We start from the raw sequence: 20,728 nt of genomic DNA on the forward strand, positions 1-20,728 counted from the left end.
GCTACAACTTCGCACAGGCAAAAAAATCCCCGACCTAAGCCGGGGATTTTTTATTGCAGCAAGATCAATCTTCGCGGTAGCGACGCAGCTTCAGCTGCTTGCCAGCAACGCGAGTGTCCTTGAGCTTGGTCAGCAGACGCTCCAGGCCATCTTCCGGCAGCTCGATCAGGCTGAAGCTGTCGCGCACCTGGATGCGGCCGATGGCATCACGCGCCAGGCCACCTTCGTTCAGGATCGCGCCCAGCAGGTTCTTGGCAGCGATACCGTCACGGGCACCCAAGGCAGTGCGGCAACGCACACGGCCTTCAGCCAGCGGCATCGGGGCACGGCGCTCGCGGTCACCACCACGGTCACCACGGTCGCTGCGCTCACCACGCTCAGGGCGCTCGCCACGCGGGGCAAAGCTCGGTACCAGCGGTTGCTCGCGCTCAACGGTCGCCAGGTCCAGCGCCTGGCCATTGGTGGCCTTGCGCAGCAGAGCGGCAGACAGGGCACGAGCGCTGCAGCCCAGGTCGGCAGTCAGGCGGTCGAACAGGTCGCCATGGGTGGCTTCCGCTTCGGCTACCAGCGGCGCCAGGCTGGTGGTCAGCTTCTTGATGCGGGCATCCAGCACAGCCTGGGCGTTAGGCAGACGCGCTTCGGCAACTTTCTGACCGGTAACGCGCTCGATCACTTGCAGCATGCGGCGCTCACGCGGGGTGACCAGCAGCAGCGCACGGCCATCGCGACCGGCACGGCCGGTACGGCCGATACGGTGCACGTAGGACTCCGGGTCGTACGGCATGTCGACGTTGAACACGTGGGTGATACGCGGTACGTCCAGGCCACGGGCAGCGACGTCGGTAGCGACGACGATGTCCAGGCGGCCATCCTTGAGCGAGTCGATCACGCGCTCACGCTGGTTCTGGGCGATGTCACCGTTCAGCGCGGCAGCCTTGTAACCTTTGGCTTCCAGTGCGGCGGCCAGGTCCAGGGTGGCTTGCTTGGTACGCACGAAGGCGATCAGCGCGTCGAACTCTTCCACTTCCAGCAAACGCAGAACAGCCGGGATCTTCTGGTCGGCGTGGACCATCAGGTGGGCCTGCTCGATCGCGGTAACGGTCTGGGTTTTGCTCTGGATCTTGACGTGCTTCGGCTCGCGCAGGTGACGCTCGGCGATGGAACGGATCGAAGACGGCAGGGTGGCCGAGAACAGCACGGTCTGGCGGGTGGCAGGGATGGCGTCGAAGATCACTTCGAGGTCGTCCATGAAGCCCAGCTTGAGCATTTCGTCGGCTTCGTCCAGTACCAGGTACTGCACGGTGGACAGGACTTTTTCGTCACGACGCAGGTGGTCGCACAGGCGGCCCGGCGTAGCGACGACGATTTGCGCGCCGTTGCGAATGGCACGCAGTTGTGGGCCCATCGGGGCACCACCGTAAACGGCCACCACGTTAACGCCCGGCATTTGCTTGGCGTAGGTTTCGAAAGCGGTGGCTACTTGCAGCGCCAACTCACGGGTTGGCGCCAGGATCAGGGCTTGCGGTTCGCGCTTGCTCACATCGATCTTGTTGAGGATCGGCAGGGCGAAGGCAGCGGTCTTGCCGGTGCCAGTCTGCGCCTGGCCGATCATGTCGTGACCGGCGAGGATGATCGGGATCGATTGTTGCTGGATGGCCGACGGCTCTTCGTAGCCGGTAGCCAGCACGGCAGCAACAATGTTCGGATTAAGATCGAGAGCGGCGAAGCCGCCGGTTTCCTGGGTCATGGGTCTGCCTCTAGGTGCATCCGCAAAGACCCATGCTCCAAAGCTGCACATGCCTTGAAAGACCGGAAGGTCACCCAGGCAGCTTTGGCGGCGGGGATTTGCGAAAACGATTGAATAAAGAAAACGTGGGAATGTCCGCCTAGCGGACCTGCAGCCGAAGCTGGACTCGGAGGATTTGCACCACCTGATTTTGCGGCCCGCTAAAAGACCGGCGCGTACTATACCCGAATTAACGGCGGGGAGTGAGTAATATTTTCTGATCCGACAGCCAGTATTCGGCCATCAAGCGGCGCCGGCTGAATCGTTTTTCCACCGACGCCCTGCCATGATCAAGTCGCTGGCCGAATCTGCCCGATCAACCCTTCAAGGCTGTAACCCAAACGCGGCGCCAACGCCTCGGCCCGTGCCCGCAAGCCATCCACGTCCAGCACCTGATCCAGGTCCGCCGGCACCAGCAGGATCACATTGCCCTCCTTCACCGGCAACTCCCAGTAATGCCGGTGGTACAACCCGCGCAACAGCGCCGCCCCCAGCGGTTTGCCGTCATCGGTGGCCCACTGGTTGATCACCAGCCAGCCACCAGGGTTGAGCTGCTTCTGGCAGTTGTCCAGGAAGTTCCACGCCAGGTGCGCCACCCCGGGCCCATGGTCGGTGTACAGGTCAACAAACAGCAAGTCGGCCCTTTCAGCGGTGGGCAACAGTTCAATGGCATCACCTACACGCACATAAAGCCGCGGGTCGTCGTCCAGCCCCAGGTATTGCATGGCCAGGCGCGGCACGTCCGGGCGCAACTCGATGGCTTCGATGTCATCCAGCGGCAAGAACTTCATGCACGCCTGGGTCAGTGTGCCGGCCCCCAGCCCCAGGAACAGCGCACTTTCAGGCTGCGCATGGCACAGCGCGCCCACCAGCATGGCGCGCGTGTAGTCGTATTCCAGCCAGCTGGGGTCTGCGGTGAACACGCAGCTCTGCTCGATGGCATCACCGAACTCGAGGAAGCGGTAATCCTCCACCTCGTACACGCTGATCACGCCAAAGGCGTCCTCGACCCGGGCCAACAGCCGCTCTTCCCGCTCCGTCGCCATGTACCTGCCACCTGCCCGCGCAAAAACGCGCATTGTCCGCCAACACCCCCGATGCAACAAGCGCGGCGCCACCTGATACCATGACAGGCAGCCCAAACCCCAACAATACCGAGCCTGTGATGAACCGACCGTGGAGCCCTGACAGCTGGCGTGCCCTGCCGATCCAGCAGCAACCGACCTACCCCGACGCCGCGCACCTGCTGAAGGTCGAGCAGACCCTGGCCAGCTACCCGCCGCTGGTGTTCGCCGGGGAAGCGCGCGAGTTGCGCCGGCAGTTTGCCGAGGTCACCGAGGGCCGCGCCTTTTTGCTGCAGGGTGGCGACTGCGCCGAAAGCTTTGCCGAGTTCTCCGCCGCGAAAATCCGCGACACCTTCAAGGTGCTGCTGCAAATGGCCATCGTCATGACCTTTGCCGCCGGCTGCCCGGTGGTCAAGGTCGGGCGCATGGCCGGGCAGTTCGCCAAGCCGCGCTCTTCAGGCGACGAAACCATCGGCAACGTCACCCTGCCCGCCTACCGGGGCGATATCGTCAACGGCATCGGCTTTGACGAAAAAAGCCGCATACCCGACCCGGACCGCCTGCTGCAGGCCTACCACCAGGCCACCGCCAGCCTCAACTTGCTGCGCGCCTTTGCCCAAGGCGGCTTTGCCGACCTGCATCAGGTGCACAAATGGAACCTGGACTTCATCGCCAACTCCGCGCTGGCCGACAAGTACCACCAGTTGGCCAACCGCATCGACGAGACCCTGGCGTTCATGCGTGCCTGCGGCCTGGACAGCGCCCCGCAACTGCGCGAAACAAGCTTCTTTACCGCTCACGAAGCCCTGCTGCTCAACTATGAAGAAGCCTTCGTGCGCCAGGACAGCCTGACCGGCGATTACTACGACTGCTCGGCGCACATGCTGTGGATCGGCGACCGCACCCGCCAGCTCGACGGTGCCCACGTCGAGTTCCTGCGCGGTGTGCACAACCCGATCGGCGTCAAGGTCGGCCCAAGCATGAACCCCGAAGAGTTGATCCGCCTGATCGACACCCTCAACCCCGCCAACGACCCGGGCCGCCTGAACCTGATCGTGCGCATGGGTGCCGGCAAGGTCGGTGCCCATCTGCCGGGGCTGATCCGTACCGTGGAGCGCGAGGGGCGCAAGGTGCTGTGGAGCTCCGACCCGATGCACGGCAACACCATCAAGGCCAGCAGCGGCTACAAGACCCGCGACTTCGCGCAAATCCTTGATGAGGTAAAGCAGTTCTTCCAGGTGCACCAGGCCGAAGGCAGCCACGCCGGCGGCATCCACATCGAAATGACCGGGCAGAATGTCACCGAATGCATCGGCGGCGCCCGGCCGATTACCGAGGACGCCCTGTCCGACCGCTACCACACCCATTGCGACCCCCGCATGAACGCTGATCAGTCGCTGGAGCTGGCCTTCCTGATCGCCGAAACCCTCAAACAAGTGCGGCGCTGAGCAATGCCCGGCGCAGCTGGCTGCCCTCTTCGCGGGGGCAGTTCAGTTGCACCCGTTCAAGCCCCAGCCACCCGGCCAGGCGCAGCAGGTTGACGGCCAGGGCGTGATAGCCCGCTTCATCCAGTGGCTGCGCTTCGGCATGCACCGCATGAACCGCCAATTGCCCTTGGGCGCGCTCAGCGCGCAGGTCCAGCCGGGCAGCGATGCGTTCGTTGTAGAGAAATGGCAGCACGTAGTAGCCATACACCCGCTTGTGGGCGGGGGTGTAGATTTCCAGGCGGTAGTGAAAGTCGAACAGCCGCTCGGTTCGATCGCGCTCCCACACCAGTGAGTCGAACGGCGACAACAGCGCACTGGCCTCGATACGCCGAGGGATGCGCGGCGTGCCAACGCAGTAGGCGGGCTGCTTCCAGCCTTGCACCTGTGCCACCTGCACACGGCCATCTGCCACCAGCTCGGCCAGCGCCGCCCTGCCCTGCGCCGGCTCCAGGCGAAAGTAGTCGCGCAGGTCACGTTCCGTAGCCACGCCCAAGGCGGTAGCGGCATGCAGCATCAGCCCCTGTTGGGCTTCAGCTTCGCTTGGCCGGGGCTGATCAAGGATGGCGCGTGGCAACACCTTTTCCGGCACGTCGTAAAGGCGCTCAAAGCCGCGCCGCCCGGCCACCGTGACCTCCCCGGCGGCAAACAGCCATTCCAGGGCGTGCTTTTCCTCGCTCCAGTCCCACCAGGGGCCGGCCCGCTCCTGGCGCGTGGACAAGCTACCAGCGCCCAATGCGCCTTGCTCGCGCACGGCCGCCAGCACGCGGGCGATGACATCCGGGCGCTCGCGGCCAAACTGTGCGAGCTGGCGGTAGATGCCACGGCCGTCGGCGGCGTGGGCCATGCGCCAGCGCAGCAGTGGGTAGAGGTTAAGTGGCAGCAGCGAAGCTTCGTGGCCCCAGTACTCGAACAGCTGGCGCCGTCGCCCCCATGCCAGCTGGTCGAGGGTGGCAGGGTCGTAATGGCCCAGGCGGGAGAACAGCGGCAGGTAGTGGGAGCGCACCACGGCGTTGACCGAATCGATCTGTACCACCCCCAGGCGTTGCAGCGTGCGTTTGACTGCGGACAGGGTCGGGTGAGATTGGGTTTGCTTGCCAAATCCTTGAGCGGACAAGGCCAGGCGACGGGCCTGGGTGATGGATAACTTGAGGGGCAAGCCTGGTCTCCTTGTATGGGTTGATCTGGCCTCATCGCGGCTGAAGCCGCTCCTACAGGGGTACACGATCACCTGTAGGAGCGGCTTCAGCCGCGATGGGGCCGGCAGATCCACACACTAACCTAGCTCATTTACGCAACGGATCATCCCAAAAATGCCGCTCGGCCTCTTGCTGGATATCCGCCCTACTCAACCCCAGGTCGTGCAATGTCGCATCACTAAGGCGGGCCAGTTCCTGGCGCTGGCGGTACAGTTCGTACCAGCGCACTGGCCGTTCGATGGCAGCGTGCCACAGCTGGTTCAGTGAAATGGCAGGTTGCTGGATGCTGCTGATATGACCTTTCATCGTGAAGCCCTCCGTGTTGATGGCTCCAGTGTCCCGCCAGGCTTAAGATCAATCCAACGAATGTTTCTGATGCCATGCATCTCGGAGATTGATGCAATGTCCCAGTACCAGAGCCTTGATGCCGACGTGCTGCGCACCTTCGTCGCCATTGCCGAACAGGGCGGTTTCACCCGCGCCGGGGAAGTAGTGAATCGCACCCAATCGGCGGTGAGCATGCAGATGAAACGGCTGGAGGAAGACATCCTGCAGCGTCAGCTGTTCGAGCGCGACGGGCGCCAGGTGCGCCTGACCGCCGAGGGCCAGGTGTTGCTCGGTTACGCCCGGCGCATCCTCAAGCTGCATGGCGAGGTGTTCAATACGTTGCGCATGCCGCATATGGTCGGCATGGTGCGCATCGGCACGCCAGACGACTACGCCATGCGCTACCTGCCGACCATTCTGTCGAGCTTTGCCCAGGCCTACCCGTTGGTGCAGGTGGAGGTGCATTGTGACTCGTCCAAACAACTGATGATGCGCACGGACCTGGACCTGACCATCGTCACCCGTGAGCCGGGCAACGAGGTCGGCCAGTTGCTGCGCCAGGAGCGGCTGGTGTGGGCCGCTGCAGAGGGGTTCTGCCCCCAGGAGCAACGGCCTGTGCCGCTGGCGTTGTTCAATACGGAGTGCTTCTGCCGCGCCTGGGCCTGCAATGCCCTTGAAGCACAGGGCATCGACTACCGCATTGCCTACACCAGCCCAAGCCTGGCGGCGATCTTTGCCATCGTCAGCGCGGGGCTGGCGGTGACGGCGCAGTTGCAGAGCGTGCTGACCAGCAACCTGCGTATCGTCAGCAAGAACGAAGGGCTGCCGCAGCTGCCAGTGGCCAATGTGATGCTATTGCGCAATGACCAGCAGCAATCGCCGATTACCGACTGCATGGCGGGCTACATCGTGGAGGGGTTCAAGTGAGCTGAGAGCGCTGTCCGCCCTTTTCCGACCGGTCCGGCGCCCCGGCAAGGCCGCTCCCACAGTGATCGCGCCAGCTTTGAGGTTTTATGCAAGACAGTTGCTCCACCACTGTGGGAGCGGCCTCGTGTCGCGAAAGGGCCGCAGCGCGGCCCCAGGTTTCTAAAGCTCAAACCCCAGCATCACCGCACACACCACCAGAAACACACAGAACATCGCCCGCAGTACTTTTTCCGGCAGGGCATGGGCCAATTTCACACCCCAGCTGATGCTCAGCAGGCCACCTACGGCCAGAGGTATGCCCACGCTCCAGTCAACACTGTGGTGCACGCCATAGGTGAGCAACGTCACCGCCGTACTCGGCGCCGCCAAGGCCAGCGACAGCCCCTGCGCCACCACCTGCGTGGTGCCGAACACGCTGGTCAGAATCGGCGTGGCCACTACCGCCCCGCCAACTCCGAACAACCCGCCCATGGTGCCGGCAAACCCGCCCAGCACACCCAACCATGGCCACGGATAACGCAGTTCGGCGCTAGGCGGTGACACCTTGAGGAACATGCGCGCCACGTTCCAGATGGCCAGCGCCACCAGAAACCCGACAAACCCCAGGCGCATGGACTGCGCATCGATGCCCACCGCCCAGATCGACCCCAGCCAGGCAAACAGCAGGCTGCACAGCGACAGCGGCAACGCGTGGCGCAGTTCGATGCGGTTGCGCTGGTGATAGCGCCACAGCGCCAGCAGCACGTTCGGCACCACCATCACCAAGGCCGTGCCTTGTGCCAACTGCTGATCCAGCCCGAACAACACACCCAGTGCCGGGATCGCAATCAACCCGCCACCGATGCCAAACAGCCCTCCCATGGTGCCCAACGCGGCGCCCAGCACGATATACAACAACCACTCGATCATCAGGGCCTCATCCGCCTGCGTTAACAATCCGAGCATGCTAACGATTGAAGGCTGGCGGGGAAACGCACAGCAACGCACAATGGCTGTGCGTTTTCCGCAAAAGCAAAGCCGCCATGAGCCCCGACATTCTTACTGATCAACTCAGCCTGTTTCTCGATGTGCTGGAAACCGGCAGTTTCTCCGCCGCCGCCCGCCGCCACCCACTGACGCCGTCCGCTGTGGCACGGCGCATCGACAACCTCGAAAGCGCCGTGGGTAGCCGCCTCTTCACCCGCAGCACTCATGCCGTGCGCGCCACGCCCGCAGGCAACGCCTTTGCCGAGCGCGCACGGCGCATCATCGAAGAACTGCGCCTGGCACGGGCCGAGGCGGTGTCGCTGAGCAGCGCGCCTGAAGGGCTGATTCGCATCGATGCGCCCGCTGCCTTCGGCCGCCGCCACCTGGCACCGGCCATCGCCGATTTTTTGGTGGCCTACCCTGGGCTGGACGTGCACTTGCGGCTGATCGACAGCTTTGTCGACCTGCACGGTAGCCACCTGGGCGAGGTCGACCTGGTGCTGCGCGCCGGCCCCCTGGCCGACACCCGCCTGGTCGCAACGCCGCTGGCGTACATGGTTCGCATCGCCTGCGCCAGCCCCGCGTACCTGGCCAGCCGCGGCATGCCCACGTGCCCGAGCGAGCTGCCCGGCCACGACGGCCTGGACTGGGACGGCCTCGCCCCGCCTTTCGCCTGGCGCTTCGAAGTGGCCGGCCAACCCCGCCTGTACCGCCCGTCACGCATGCGCATGGCCGCCAACAACGCCGAAACGCTGCTGTTCGGTGCCTTGGCCGGCCTGGGGATCGCCCACCTGCCTACCTGGCTGATCAGCGACTACCTGCTGCGCGGCGAACTGGTACCGCTGTTTTGCGACCACGGCCTGCCGCAGCCAGAAAGCAGTGGTATTTATGCACTGCGCCTGTCACATGAAACGAACTCTCGCAGCCGCTTGCTGCTCGAATTCCTCAAGAGCCGCTTCAGCCCCATCCCACCTTGGGACCTGGCGCTGCGCAGCGAGCTGCGCTGGCAATGAGCGCGCCAACCATCAGCGTGCTAAATTTCTTCATCACCGATATTCAAGGACCTGCATGAACGCCAACACCCAAGCCTCCTGCGACGAGCTGCTGCTGGACAACCAGGTCTGCTTTGCCCTGCACTCGACCTCGTTGCTGATGACCAAGGTCTACAAACCCCTGCTGCAGGCCCTCGGCCTGACCTACCCGCAATACCTGGCCATGCTCGTGCTGTGGGAGCGTGACGGCCTGACCGTGGGCGAAATCAGTCAGCACCTGCTCACCGACCCCGGCTCGCTCACCCCGCTGCTCAAGCGCCTGGAAAGCGAAGGCCTGCTCAAGCGCAACCGCAGCCGCGAAGACGAACGGGTGGTGCTCGTGCAGCTGACCGAAAAGGGTCGCACCCTGCAGCAACAGGCCAGAGAGGTGCCGCAATGCATCCTCAAGGCCAGTGGCATGGACCTGTCGCAACTGCAAAAACTGCAAACCGACCTGCTGAACCTGCGCGACAACCTGCAAAAAAACCTCTGATGGCTACGCTGTGAGATGCCCGTTCGGACGAGCGGTGAAAATTTATCTTGCGCGCAAACTAATTGAGCGCTAATTTAAATCCCACATCCACCGCGCCACAGGCGCACAGCACAATCGCGAGGTTCATCATGCAAAAGGTCACTCCCCTGTACATCGCAGAAGCCACCTCCACTGGCGGCCGCGACGGCAAGTCCCGCTCCAGCGACGGCAAGCTGGAAGTCAAGCTGAGCACCCCTAAGGAACTGGGCGGCGCTGGTGGTGAAGGCACCAACCCTGAACAAATGTTCGCCGCCGGTTACTCGGCCTGCTTCATCGGCGCACTGAAGTTCGTGGCCGGCCAGGAGAAAAAAGCCCTGCCCGCCGACGCGTCGATCACCGCCAAGGTGGGCATTGGCCAGATCCCGGGTGGTTTCGGCCTGGACATCGACCTGCACATCAACCTGCCAGGCCTGGCCCAGGCAGACGCCGAAGGGCTGGTGGAAAAGGCACACAAGGTTTGCCCGTACTCCAACGCCACCCGCGGCAACGTGGATGTGCGGTTGCATGTGACCGTGTAAGGCACGGCATTCAACAGGCATAAAAAAACCCGGCCAAGGCCGGGTTTTTTGTGCGCATCACAAGAAGAATTACTTCTTGGAACGGCCCTTGAAGGTGTTGTCGCGAGTGTCGATGTCGATCCACTCGTCGATCTGGATGAAGTCGGCAACCGAAATCTCGGTACCGTTCTTCAGTTTGGCAGGCTTCATGACCTTGCCCGAGGTGTCGCCGCGCGCAGCGTTCTCGGTGTAGACAACCTGACGGCTGATGGTGGTCGGCAGTTCAACCGATACCAGGCGGCCTTCGAAGAAGACGGCTTCGCAGATGTCTTCCATGCCTTCTTCGATGTACGGCAGAACGGCGTCGATGTCTTCGGCGTTCAGTTCGTACATGGTGTAGTCGGTGGTGTCCATGAAGGTGTACGAGTCACCGCTGATGAACGACAGGGTCGCTTCTTTGCGATCCAGGATCACGTCGTCCAGCTTGTCGTCCGCACCGTAAACGGTTTCGGTCTTGTAGCCGGTCAGCAGGTTTTTCAGCTTGGTCTTCATGATCGCGCTGTTGCGACCCGACTTGGTGAACTCGGCTTTCTGAACCAGCCACGGGTCATTGTCGATCCGCAGTACGGTACCGGGTTTCAGTTCTTTACCAGTTTTCATTACGAAGTATCCGAATCTGGATGGATTTATAAAAATCGAGGCCGCGTATCATAGCGAATTTCGGTAAAAGTGTACTAGCGCCTTGGCAAGGTCCGGCCGAGCGGCCTGCCGGGCAGCCCAATCTTCGGCATGCTGCTGCAGTTGCGCCCAATGTTTACGGGCCCCTTGCCAGGCCTGGCACATGTCCAGGTTCATGTTCCAGGCACGCCACAAAGCCAGCATCGCCTCTGCGGCGTCGTCCGACAGGCCCTGTCGATAATGGCTGAGGAACGCTTCGAGCTTTTCCCAGTGGGCATTTTCATCCTGGATGTAGATATGCCACAGCATGGGCTGCGCTGCCCACTGGGCGCGGACAAATGAATCTTCACCCCGCACCGCGTTGAAATCACAGCTCCACAGCAGGCGGTCGTAATCGTCCTGGCTGACGAACGGCAGTACCTGCACCGTCAGCGTGCCCCGCTGGTACACATCCCCCACGCTCAACGCCGCCTCGCCCAGCCAAGCCCCCAGGTCGGCAAGAATGCGCCCCTGCGGCACCAGCAAGTGGATGGGGCAGGTATCGGCCGCCAACGCATCCAGCCAGCTGCCCAACTGCGGGTTTTCGTAGGCAAACAGCGATATCAGCTGCGCATCGGGCACGGGGTGAACGCCAAGGCCCTGCAAAAAATCGGCGCGGGCCTGCCGGCATTGTTGAAACGCCTGACGCTGTGGCAGCAACGACGCCTCGCGCAAAAGCCCACCGGTTTTTTCAGTGAACCCCGGGAAGAAAAATACCTTGCGCAGGCCATTGGGCTGCGGCGATGGCAGGCCATGGCAACCTTCAACCCAGTCTTCGGCACTGAGGTAGTCGAGGTTCAGCCAAAGCGGCGCGGTTGCACGGGCACGCATGGCGTCGACATAGGCCGCCGGCAGTTGGCAGGCAAACGCGCCGATCACCAGGTCGCCTGGCTCCACCGGTTGCCAGTTGGCCGGCCAGTGGCGCACATCGACGCCCTGTTGCCACTGCCGGGCGGCCGAAGCATCGGCACCGGGGCACAGGCGCACAAAGGCATGCAGGTCATCCACCCACAGGCGCACCGCCAGGCCATGCTCGGCCACCAGCTGACGGGCCAGGCGCCAGGTCACGCCGATGTCGCCATAGTTGTCGACGACGGTACAGAAGATGTCCCAGGTGGCTTTCATACGCCTCACCTTGCCCGCGAAAAACCGCGAATTGTGCGCATTAATTGTCGCCGACAAAAGCACCTACGCTGAAAATCTGCCCGGTGCCATGCGACAATGCCCCCTCGCCCCACCCTGCCAGGAGGCTGCCATGCCCCGCCACCGTGAATTGAAGATCACCCTCAAACCGCTGCAGTTGATCCTCTGCGTGGCCTTTGGCCTGTGGTTGGGCGCAGTGGCGATTGCCTTGAGCCTGTGGCTGGCACTGCGCCTGTGGCCCGAGCAGGTGCAACCGGTGGCCCAGGCTGTGGCACCGGCCATCACCCAGCCGCCCGCCGCACCGGCGCCACCCACCGATGCGCAGGCCGAGATGTTTGAGCGGTACAAAGCGATTTTGCACAAACAGGAAGCCCAACAGGCCGCCGACGCCGCCCAGGGCAACCCCCGTAACCTGAACAGCCCCAAATGCCAGTTCTGGCTGTCGCAAAACCGCACCGCCCCTACCGACAAGAGCCAGGCCAACGTGCTGGAATTTTGCTACTGACCATGAACAAGACCGACCTGCTGCGCCGCATTGTCACCACGCTGGAAGCCGACATGGAGGTGCTGCGCCGCGCCGCCCAGACCGCCTACGAAGCCGCCACCGCCGAAGAGAACATTGCCGAGAACAAGTACGACACGCTAGGCCTTGAGGCATCGTACCTGGCAACTGGCCAGGCCAGGCGCACGGCGGAGATTCGCCAGGCGCTGCTGACCTACCAGCAGCTTTTGCTACGCGATTACGACCCGGCGCGCGGGGTGCAGGTGAGCAACCTGGTGACGCTTGAGGATGAGGACGGTGGGCAGCGGCGGCTGTTTCTGGGGCCTGAGGCGGCCGGCTTGAAGGTTGGCGAGGGCGATGGGCTGGTGACCGTGATCACGCCCAGGTCGCCACTGGGCCAGCAGCTGCTTGGCAAGAAGGTCGATGATGAGGTGAAGCTGGGGGCGCAGGTGCTCTTTGTGATCGAGGTTGCCTGAGAGGGCCTCTCGCGGATAAATCCGCTCCTACAGGTTATGCGGATAACCTGTAGGAGCGGATTTATCCGCGAGAGGCCCTCTCAGGCAACCTCTACCCCCCAGCCAACGCATCAAACCGCCGCGCCAGCCCCCGCTCTGCAAACTGCTCCACCACAAAATCAATAAACGCCCGGGTCTTGCCCGGCAACAGTTTGTGCTCGGCGTAATACAGGCTGATGTGCCCATCATCCACATACCAGTCCGGCAACACCCGCTGCAGGTGCCCCGCTTCCAGATAGGGCACGGCAAACGGCAAGCTCACCAAGGCAATGCCCAAGCCCTGCTGGGCCACCGCGCAGGCGGCGTCGGAATCGCTCATGGTCATTGCCTGGCGCAACACCAGCGGTTGCTGCGCCTGCCAGCGGCTGGTCAACGGCCACGAGCGCACTCGCCCGGTTTGCGGCGAGCGGATCAGAATCCCGTCATGGCGCTGCAGCGCCTCTGGGCCCTCAATCGGCGCATGCCGCTGCAGGTAACCCGGCGCTGCCACCAACACCCGGTGCGCCACCGTAAGCTTGCGCGCCACCACCCCGAGCGGCAGCTCGAAACCACCCCCAATGGCCGCATCGAAGCCTTGGCCGATCAGGTCCACCTGGCGGTTATCAAAGTGCCAGTCCGGCGTAATGGCCGGGTAACGTCGCAAAAACTCAGCCAGCAACGGCAGCACATACAGCCGCCCGAACACCGTGCCCATGCTTACGCGTAGCAACCCCGCCGGCTGCCCTTCGGCGCTGGCCAGGTTGGCGACTGCGTACTGGATGGTGCGAAAGCTGTCACTCACCTCGCCCAGAAAACGCTGCCCCGCTTCAGTCAAGGTGAGCTTGCGCGTACTACGCTGGAACAGCCTTACCCCAAGGCGCGCTTCCAGTTGGGCCACATGCTTGCCCACTGCGGCTGGGGTCAGGCTCAGGCGCCGGGCGGCTTCGGCAAAGCTGCCGACTTCGGCGCTGCGGATAAAACACTCAAGGGCGTTGAACGATTCGGTGGCCATGATTCACAACCAATAGTTCACTCTGCTGATAGTGATTGCCATCTTATCAGCAGGTAATCAACGGCCGATACTGCGCCCATCCAAGGCATTTGGCCTTGCTTCCAGCAGGAGATCAGCATGTCCAAGCAACTTACTCTCGAAGGCAAAGTCGCGCTCGTACAGGGCGGTTCCCGTGGCATTGGGGCTGCGATCGTACGGCGCCTGGCGCAAGAAGGCGCGAAAGTGGCCTTTACCTACGTCAGCTCCGCAGGCCCGGCCGAAGCGCTGGCCGAAGAGGTGAAAGCCGCCGGTGGCCACGCCCTTGCCCTGCGCGCCGACAGCGCAGAAGCCACCGCCGTGCAACTGGCCGTGGATGACACCGTGAAGGCCTTCGGCCGCCTCGACATCCTCGTCAACAATGCCGGCGTTCTGGCCGTGGCACCGGTGGCCGAGTTCGACCTGGCAGACTTCGACCGCATTCTGGCCGTTAACGTGCGCAGCGTGTTCGTCGCCAGCCAGGCCGCCGCCCGTTACATGGGCAAGGGCGGGCGCATCATCAACATTGGCAGCACCAATGCCGAACGCATGCCGTTTGCCGGGGGTGCCCCGTACGCCATGAGCAAGTCGGCACTGGTTGGCCTGACCCGTGGCATGGCGCGCGACCTGGGGCCACAGGGCATCACCGTGAACAACGTGCAGCCAGGGCCGGTGGACACCGACATGAACCCGGCCAGCGGCGAATTTGCCGAAAGCCTGATTCCGCTGATGGCCATCGGGCGGTATGGGCAGGCGGATGAAATTGCCAGCTTCGTGGCGTACCTGGCCGGGCCTGAGGCGGGGTACATCACCGGGGCCAGCCTGACCGCCGATGGTGGGTTTGCGGCCTGATTCACGTATTGTTTCGGCCTGTTGCGGCCCTATCGCGGATAAATCCGCTCCTACACAAATCCTGTAGGAGCGGATTTATCCGCGATAGGGCCCGTACAGGCTGCCCCCACTGCCAAGGACTGTAAATGACCACCCCCACCCTAAGCCGCGCCCTGATCCTGCTGATGGCCGCCGCCACCGGCCTGGCCGTGGCCAGCAACTATTACGCCCAGCCCCTGCTGCACAGCATCGCCGAGCAATTCGGCCTTACCACCGCCAGCGCCGGCGCCATCGTGATTGCCGCCCAGCTCAGCTACGGCGCCGGCCTGCTGTTGCTGGCCCCGCTGGGCGACCTGTTCGAACAACGCCGCTTGATCGTTGTAATGTCGGCCATCGCCACCCTGGGCCTGATCATCAGCGCCTGCGCCCCCAGCCTGCCCTGGCTGATTCTGGGCACCACGCTCACTGGCGTGTTCTCGGTGGTGGCGCAAATTCTGGTGCCCATGGCGGCCTCGCTGAGCGAGCCGCATCAACGTGGCCGGGCGGTAGGCACCCTCATGAGCGGCCTGCTGCTGGGCATTCTGCTGGCACGCACCGCCGCAGGCTTCATGGCCGAACTCGGCGGCTGGCGCGCTATCTATGTGCTGGCTGCCATCCTGATGGCCCTGACCGCCCTCGCCCTGTACCGCAACCTGCCCAAGCACCACAGCCATGCCGGCATGCAATACCCGGCGCTGATCGGCTCGGTGTTCCGCCTGTTCATCGAAGAGCCCGTGTTGCGCCTGCGCTCGCTGCTCGGCCTGCTGGCATTCAGCCTGTTCGGGCTGTTCTGGACCCCACTGGCCTTCTTGCTGGCACGCGAGCCTTACCACTATTCCGACGCAGTTATCGGCCTGTTTGGCTTGGCCGGGGCGGCGGGCGCGCTGTCGGCAAACTGGGCCGGGCGCCTGGCAGACCGTGGCAAAGGCCCGCTGGGCACAACCGTGGGCCTGGTCGCCCTGCTGCTGGCCTGGGTGCCCCTGGGTTTTGCCGAAACCTCGCTGCCAGCGTTGCTGGCAGGCGTGCTGGTGCTGGACCTGGCCGTGCAACTGGTGCATGTGAGCAACCAGAACGCGGTGATTGCCCTGCGCCCTGAAGCCCGTACACGCCTGAATGCCGGTTACATCACCTGCTACTTCATCGGCGGTGCGCTAGGCTCGTTGCTGGGCACGCAATTGTTCCAGCATCAGGGCTGGATGGGCATCGTGGTGGCGGGCTTGATGATCGGCATGTTGGCGCTGGTGGTTTGGGGGCTGGCCAGCCGATCGCGACCGTTCACCACATACCCTCCGTCGCCTGCTCGTTGACTTGCCCGCCCCCAGCGGCGCTCAGTAGGCGCTGACCAATGCCCTTCTTCGACAGGACGACTCGATGACAAGACTCACGGTGCAATCCGGCGATTTCTTGCAAGGTGAAGGCGAGTTTCGCAATGGATCGCTCACACTCAAGACCCCCCGCAGCCCTTCGCCCGGCGAGCGGATTTCCCTTGCCCGCATCACCGACCTGCAGCTGGCCAGCCTGGAATCCAGCCGCAACCTGGGCAGCGCGCTTGGCTGGGGCGTGGCCGGCGCCCTGGTGGCCGGGCCCTTCGGTTTGCTGGCCGGGCTTTGGCTGGGCGGCAAGGAAGAGGAAGCAACCTTCCTGGCTACGTTCAAAGATGGCCGCAAGCTGATGGCCATCACTGACGGCAAGACCTGGTCGAAAATTGATGACAGCTGGCGGCAACATAAGCATCCGGGGAACACGGACAGAGGGTAGACTGGCGCCTTTTTGTCGGCCCTTACCGCCCCATCGCGGGGCGGTACGGGCGTGCCCAAGGACCCCAGCATGCCCCTGCCCCACCCCCGCCTGCCCCTGAGCCTGCTCAGCCTGGGCCTGGCCCTGCACAGCGCCCACAGCCCGGCTGAAGACAGCATCTCGCTGGCGCCGGTGCAGATCAACGACACCTACAACACCGAGGGTTACCTGGCGCGTGAGGCTGCGGTAGGCGGCTTCCAGCCCGCGCCGCTGCTCGACACCCCGGCGTCCATCAGCGTGTTCAGCCAGCCCCTGCTTGAAGACCGCCAGGTGCGCCTGCTCAGCGAAGTGCTGCAAAGCGACGCCTCGGTTGGCGAAAGCTATGCCCCCATCGGCTATTACGAAAACTTCAATGTGCGCGGCTTCGAGCTCAACGCCGCCAGCAGCTACCGCATCAATGGCCAGACCATTGCCGGCGAACAGAACGTGGCGCTGGAGAACAAACAGCAGGTCGAACTGCTCAAGGGCCTGGCCGGATTGCAAAGCGGCGTATCGGAGCCCGGCGGGCTGATCAACTATGTAACCAAGCGCGCAGAGGACGTACATAGCGTCACACTGGCCACCAACGAACAAGGCGAGCGCTACCTGGCCACCGACCTGGGCGGCTGGTTCGGCAGCGAACGGCAGTTTGGCCTGCGCGTGAACCTGGCCCATGAGGACATCCGCTCCTACGTCGACCACGCCGACGGCAAACGCGATTTCGCCTCGCTGGCCTTCGACTGGCAGATCAGCCCCGACGCCACCCTGCAACTGGATGCCGAATACCAGCACCGCGAACAGCGCTCGGTGCCCGGCTATCAGCTGCTCGGCGGCAGCCAGGTGCCCCACGGCATCGACCCGGATGACCGGCTGGCCTACCAAAGCTGGGCCAAGCCCGTGCAAACCGACGCGCTGAACCTGGGCGGGCGCTTCGCCTACCGCTTCAACGACAGCTGGACCGGCACCTTGAGCGCCTCGCGCAGCCAAGTGGTGATCGACGACTACAGCGCCTTTGCCTGGGGCTCCAGCGAAGGCGCCTACTTCGGCAGCAACGGCGACTACGACATCTACGACTTCCGCAGCCCCGACGACACCCGCCGCACCGACGAAGCCCAAGCCATGCTTGATGGCCACATTGACGCCCTGGGCGTAGGCCACGACCTGACGGTAGGCGCCAGCGCCCAACGCCGCACCCTCGACCAGCGGCCCTACTACAACGAGTGGCTGGGCACCGGCAACATCTACACCGGCGCACCGGCGCTGGAGCCTTCGGACAAAGCGATCGACGCCAGCGAACGCCGCCTCGACAGCCGCCAGTACGGCCTGTTCATCAGCGACCGCATCACCTTCAACGAGCAATGGCAAACCGTGCTTGGCGCCCGCGAAGTGCGCCTGGACGAGCAAACCTGGGATGAAACCGGCCTTGCCGGGCGCCACACCCGCCAGTACCAGCTGCTGCCCAATGCCGCGCTCATCTACAAACCGCGCACCGACACCACGCTGTACGCCAGCTATGCCAAAGGCCTGTCGGCCGGGGGCACGGCCCCGTGGTACGCCAACAACGCGGCCGAAATCCTCGCCCCCACCCTGTCACACCAACTGGAACTCGGCATCAAACGCGATTGGCAAGGCATGAGCTTCAGCGCCGCACTGTTCCAGATCCGCCAGGCGTACCAGTACGCACGCCCCGAAGACGATGGCACCTTCACCTACGTGCAGCAGGGCCAGCAAAAGAACATCGGCCTGGAGCTGGGTGCCAGCGGCCAGGTGACCTCCAACCTGCAGTTGCAGGCCAGCGCAGCGGCAATACGTGCCCGGGTGAAAAACAGTGGCACCGACGCCTATGAAGACCACCAGGCCATCAACGTGCCACGGCTGCGCGCAGCGCTTTACGCCGACTACAGCTTGCCGGTGCCAGGCCTGGCGCTGCTGGGCGGCGCGCGTTACAGCGCCAGCAAGTACGCGAGCCAGTCGGGCAACGTAGAGGTGGGTGGTTATACCGTGTTCGATATCGGCAGCCGTTACCGCACGCGCATTGGCGGTTACGACACCGTACTGCGTCTGACCGTGGACAACGTCTTCGACAAGCGCTACTGGCGGGATGTGGGGGATTACCTGGGCGACAATTACCTGTTCCAGGGCGCGCCGCGTACGGCGCGGTTGTCGGCTTCGGTGAGTTTCTAAGCCGTTCACCGCACTCTGTAGGAGCGGATTTATCCGCGAACCAGCCGGTGCGGTGCTTGGCACCGGCTTTGCCGGTGATCGCGGATAAATCCGCTCCTACAATGGCCAGCGTAGCCTGCAAGATTTGAAGCCACTCAAAAGCAAAAAGCCCCTGCGCTTTTCAGCACAGGGGCTTTTCGGAATGTGGCGGTGAAGAAGGGATTTGAACCCTTGATACGATTTCTCGTATACACACTTTCCAGGCGTGCTCCTTCGACCACTCGGACACTTCACCGTTTTCTCTTCAAGCTGTTCAGCCTGTCGAGGCGCGCTAATTTAGTAGAAGACCTTTTCCTTGGCAAGCATTTTTTTCAGTTTTTTCATGTATTTATGCCAACCCACTGAAAATCCGGGGTTAGCAGGGCAATGCTGCCAATCTCTACTTCGCTTTTACCGGCCCCAGCCCCCCTGCCCCGACAATGCAAGGCATGGCGCCCGCCCGCTGACTGGCTGGTCAGCCTTGCTGCTTTACCTGGCCTGCCGCGCTGGGTAACGTCATCGCCACGCCACCCAAAGGACTCTGTCATGAGCGAGCTCATCACCTACCACGCCGAAGACGGCATCGCCACCCTGACCCTCAATAACGGCAAGGTCAACGCCATCTCGCCCGACGTGATCACCGCCTTCAATGCCGCCCTCGACCGTGCAGCGCAAGAGCGCGCGGTGGTGATCATCACCGGCCAGCCGGGCATCCTCTCCGGCGGGTACGACCTCAAGGTGATGACCGCCGGGCCCAAAGAAGCAGTCAGCCTGGTCACCGCCGGTTCAACCCTGGCCCGCCGCCTGCTCTCGCACCCGTTCCCGGTGATCGTCGCCTGCCCGGGCAACGCCGTGGCCAAAGGGGCCTTCCTGCTGCTGTCGGCGGACTACCGCATCGGCGTCGAGGGGCCGTACAAAATCTGCCTGAATGAAGTGCAGATCGGCATGACCATGCACCACGCCGGTATCGAACTGGCCCGCGACCGCCTCACCCGCGCTGCATTCCAGCGTTCGGTGAACAATGCCGAGGTGTTCGACCCGCACGGTGCGCTTGAGGCTGGCTTCCTCGACAAGGTGGTCCCGGCCGAACAACTGCACGAAGCTGCCCTGGCGGCTGCGCGCGAATTGAAAAAGCTGAACATGCTGGCGCACAAGAACACCAAGCTTAAAGTGCGCAAAGGCCTGCTGGACAAGCTGGAAGAGGCGATTGTGCTGGATCAGGGGCATATGGGTTGATTCTGGATCGTAGAGCGCCGCTTGCGCGGCGCATCGCGGATGAATCCGCTCCTACAAGGGCAGTGCATCACCTGTAGGAGCGGATTTATCCGCGATGCGCCGCGCAAGCGGCGCCCAATGGTTTGCCCCACACAGTGCACAGCCGTACACTGCGCCGCGACTGTCTGGTGTGAGTCGTACCATGCTTTACTCGCTTCGCATGCTCCTGCTGGCCCTGCACTTCTTGCTGGCAAGCGCCTTTGGCCTGCTGATCGGCCTGCTGCGCCCTTTCAACCGTGACAATAGCCGCATTTTTGCCCGCCTCTACAGCCTGCCGGCCACCTGGCTGATGCGCATCAAGGTCAAGGCTGAAGTCGGCCCGCTGGCCGACCAGCCCCCGGGCTGCGTGATCGTCGCCAACCACCAGTCCAACTTCGACCTGTTCATCCTCGGCCGCGTGGTGCCGCAACGCACCGTGGCGATCGGCAAAAAGAGCCTGGGCTGGATCCCGCTGTTCGGGCAGCTGTTCTGGCTGGGTGGCAACGTGCTGATCGACCGCCAGAATGCCTACCAGGCGCGCAGGGCCATGCAGCAAACCACCCGCACGCTGCAGGCCGACACCTCGATCTGGATTTTCCCGGAAGGCACGCGCAACCCCTCGGAGCAACTGCTGCCGTTCAAGAAAGGTGCGTTCCACATGGCCATCGAAGCCGGGGTACCGATCGTGCCGGTGTGCGTCAGCCGCTACACCCACCGCCTGAGCCTGAACAGCTGGCGCCAGCGCACGGTGATCGTGCGCTCGCTGCCACCTATTGCCACCACCGGCCTGAGCCTGCAAGACCTGCCGGCACTGATCGAGCAATGCCGCACGCAGATGCAGCATTGCATCGACCGCATGGAACATGAATTGCCCACTCCATAGGTTGCCCTCACGCCGTTGACCGCCCAAGCTGTAACCCGTGTACAACC

20 protein-coding genes, 1 tRNA gene and 1 pseudogene are annotated in these 20,728 nt (G+C 63.4%); 13 read left to right on the forward strand and 9 right to left on the reverse strand.

Features of this window, described 5'->3' with window-relative positions:
• Nucleotides 1-64: 64 nt before the first annotated feature.
• Both PVV54_RS18820 and PVV54_RS18825 read right to left on the reverse strand, forming a co-directional pair.
• Nucleotides 65-1,781, reverse strand: a pseudogene (locus PVV54_RS18820) (DEAD/DEAH box helicase).
• Nucleotides 1,782-2,076: 295 nt separating this feature from the next.
• A complete protein-coding gene (locus tag PVV54_RS18825; RefSeq protein ID WP_274906688.1) occupies nucleotides 2,077-2,832 on the reverse strand; it encodes a spermidine synthase in 756 nt (251 codons plus the stop codon).
• Nucleotides 2,833-2,951: 119 nt separating this feature from the next.
• On the opposite strand from PVV54_RS18825, the gene PVV54_RS18830 reads away from it, so the two are divergent.
• Complete coding sequence (locus tag PVV54_RS18830) at nucleotides 2,952-4,298, forward strand: class II 3-deoxy-7-phosphoheptulonate synthase (protein WP_274906689.1); 1,347 nt, start codon at nucleotides 2,952-2,954, stop codon at nucleotides 4,296-4,298.
• Here PVV54_RS18830 and PVV54_RS18835 read toward each other — a convergent pair.
• Both PVV54_RS18835 and PVV54_RS18840 read right to left on the reverse strand, forming a co-directional pair.
• Nucleotides 4,279-5,493: a winged helix-turn-helix domain-containing protein gene (locus PVV54_RS18835; RefSeq protein ID WP_274906690.1), complete on the reverse strand. Its 1,215-nt coding sequence runs from the start codon at nucleotides 5,491-5,493 to the stop codon at nucleotides 4,279-4,281. The genes PVV54_RS18830 and PVV54_RS18835 overlap by 20 nt on opposite strands.
• Nucleotides 5,494-5,620: 127 nt before the next feature.
• Nucleotides 5,621-5,839, reverse strand: coding sequence for a DUF1127 domain-containing protein (locus PVV54_RS18840; RefSeq protein WP_274906691.1), 219 nt, complete (start codon nucleotides 5,837-5,839; stop codon nucleotides 5,621-5,623).
• Between the two features lie 96 nt (nucleotides 5,840-5,935).
• Between PVV54_RS18840 and PVV54_RS18845 the strand changes: the two genes are divergently transcribed.
• A complete protein-coding gene (locus PVV54_RS18845; RefSeq protein ID WP_274906692.1) occupies nucleotides 5,936-6,787 on the forward strand; it encodes a LysR substrate-binding domain-containing protein in 852 nt (283 codons plus the stop codon).
• Between the two features lie 159 nt (nucleotides 6,788-6,946).
• Here the strand turns inward: PVV54_RS18845 and PVV54_RS18850 are convergent, their stop codons facing one another.
• Nucleotides 6,947-7,696, reverse strand: a complete 750-nt coding sequence (locus tag PVV54_RS18850; protein ID WP_274906693.1) for a sulfite exporter TauE/SafE family protein — start codon at nucleotides 7,694-7,696, stop codon at nucleotides 6,947-6,949.
• Nucleotides 7,697-7,809: 113 nt separating this feature from the next.
• Here PVV54_RS18850 and PVV54_RS18855 point away from each other — a divergent pair, with 113 nt between their 5' ends.
• The 3 genes from PVV54_RS18855 (at nucleotide 7,810) to PVV54_RS18865 (ending at nucleotide 9,834) form a co-directional block, all read left to right on the forward strand.
• Nucleotides 7,810-8,766, forward strand: coding sequence for a LysR family transcriptional regulator (locus PVV54_RS18855; protein ID WP_274906694.1), 957 nt, complete (start codon nucleotides 7,810-7,812; stop codon nucleotides 8,764-8,766).
• 55 nt (nucleotides 8,767-8,821) lie between these two features.
• Entirely contained in the window at nucleotides 8,822-9,277 is a 456-nt protein-coding gene (locus PVV54_RS18860) for a MarR family winged helix-turn-helix transcriptional regulator (protein ID WP_274906695.1), read from the forward strand.
• Between the two features lie 128 nt (nucleotides 9,278-9,405).
• Nucleotides 9,406-9,834 (forward strand): organic hydroperoxide resistance protein, encoded by a 429-nt coding sequence (locus PVV54_RS18865; protein ID WP_011532840.1) that lies wholly within the window; start codon nucleotides 9,406-9,408, stop codon nucleotides 9,832-9,834.
• 69 nt (nucleotides 9,835-9,903) lie between these two features.
• Here the strand turns inward: PVV54_RS18865 and efp are convergent, their stop codons facing one another.
• Together efp and earP are read right to left on the reverse strand one after the other, a co-directional pair.
• Nucleotides 9,904-10,473, reverse strand: coding sequence for an elongation factor P (efp, locus tag PVV54_RS18870; RefSeq protein WP_274906696.1), 570 nt, complete (start codon nucleotides 10,471-10,473; stop codon nucleotides 9,904-9,906).
• 48 nt (nucleotides 10,474-10,521) lie between these two features.
• Nucleotides 10,522-11,655 (reverse strand): elongation factor P maturation arginine rhamnosyltransferase EarP, encoded by a 1,134-nt coding sequence (gene earP / locus PVV54_RS18875; RefSeq protein WP_274906697.1) that lies wholly within the window; start codon nucleotides 11,653-11,655, stop codon nucleotides 10,522-10,524.
• 130 nt (nucleotides 11,656-11,785) lie between these two features.
• Between earP and PVV54_RS18880 the strand changes: the two genes are divergently transcribed.
• The gene (locus tag PVV54_RS18880) at nucleotides 11,786-12,178 is read left to right on the forward strand and encodes a hypothetical protein (RefSeq protein WP_274906698.1); all 393 of its coding nucleotides are present in this window, start codon (nucleotides 11,786-11,788) and stop codon (nucleotides 12,176-12,178) included.
• A 2-nt stretch (nucleotides 12,179-12,180) separates the two neighbouring features.
• Entirely contained in the window at nucleotides 12,181-12,651 is a 471-nt protein-coding gene (locus tag PVV54_RS18885) for a GreA/GreB family elongation factor (protein ID WP_274906699.1), read from the forward strand.
• Nucleotides 12,652-12,742: 91 nt separating this feature from the next.
• On the opposite strand, the gene PVV54_RS18890 is transcribed toward PVV54_RS18885, so the two are convergent.
• Nucleotides 12,743-13,681 (reverse strand): LysR family transcriptional regulator, encoded by a 939-nt coding sequence (locus PVV54_RS18890; protein WP_274906700.1) that lies wholly within the window; start codon nucleotides 13,679-13,681, stop codon nucleotides 12,743-12,745.
• 117 nt (nucleotides 13,682-13,798) lie between these two features.
• Here PVV54_RS18890 and PVV54_RS18895 point away from each other — a divergent pair, with 117 nt between their 5' ends.
• The 4 genes from PVV54_RS18895 (at nucleotide 13,799) to PVV54_RS18910 (ending at nucleotide 18,526) form a co-directional block, all read left to right on the forward strand.
• On the forward strand, nucleotides 13,799-14,548 hold the full coding sequence (locus tag PVV54_RS18895; RefSeq protein ID WP_274906701.1) for a 3-oxoacyl-ACP reductase family protein: 750 nt from the start codon (nucleotides 13,799-13,801) through the stop codon (nucleotides 14,546-14,548).
• Nucleotides 14,549-14,673: 125 nt separating this feature from the next.
• Nucleotides 14,674-15,873, forward strand: coding sequence for an MFS transporter (locus PVV54_RS18900; RefSeq protein ID WP_274906702.1), 1,200 nt, complete (start codon nucleotides 14,674-14,676; stop codon nucleotides 15,871-15,873).
• Nucleotides 15,874-15,937: 64 nt separating this feature from the next.
• Entirely contained in the window at nucleotides 15,938-16,324 is a 387-nt protein-coding gene (locus PVV54_RS18905) for a hypothetical protein (protein ID WP_274906703.1), read from the forward strand.
• 69 nt (nucleotides 16,325-16,393) lie between these two features.
• Nucleotides 16,394-18,526, forward strand: a complete 2,133-nt coding sequence (locus PVV54_RS18910) for a TonB-dependent siderophore receptor (RefSeq protein ID WP_274906704.1) — start codon at nucleotides 16,394-16,396, stop codon at nucleotides 18,524-18,526.
• 184 nt (nucleotides 18,527-18,710) lie between these two features.
• On the opposite strand, the gene PVV54_RS18915 is transcribed toward PVV54_RS18910, so the two are convergent.
• A tRNA-Ser gene (locus tag PVV54_RS18915) sits at nucleotides 18,711-18,800 on the reverse strand.
• Between the two features lie 290 nt (nucleotides 18,801-19,090).
• On the opposite strand from PVV54_RS18915, the gene PVV54_RS18920 reads away from it, so the two are divergent.
• A complete protein-coding gene (locus PVV54_RS18920; RefSeq protein ID WP_274906705.1) occupies nucleotides 19,091-19,780 on the forward strand; it encodes a crotonase/enoyl-CoA hydratase family protein in 690 nt (229 codons plus the stop codon).
• A 181-nt stretch (nucleotides 19,781-19,961) separates the two neighbouring features.
• Nucleotides 19,962-20,681, forward strand: coding sequence for a lysophospholipid acyltransferase family protein (locus PVV54_RS18925; protein ID WP_274906706.1), 720 nt, complete (start codon nucleotides 19,962-19,964; stop codon nucleotides 20,679-20,681).
• Nucleotides 20,682-20,728: the final 47 nt, after the last annotated feature.

This window comes from Pseudomonas sp. PSKL.D1 (assembly GCF_028898945.1).
Lineage (GTDB): Bacteria > Pseudomonadota > Gammaproteobacteria > Pseudomonadales > Pseudomonadaceae > Aquipseudomonas.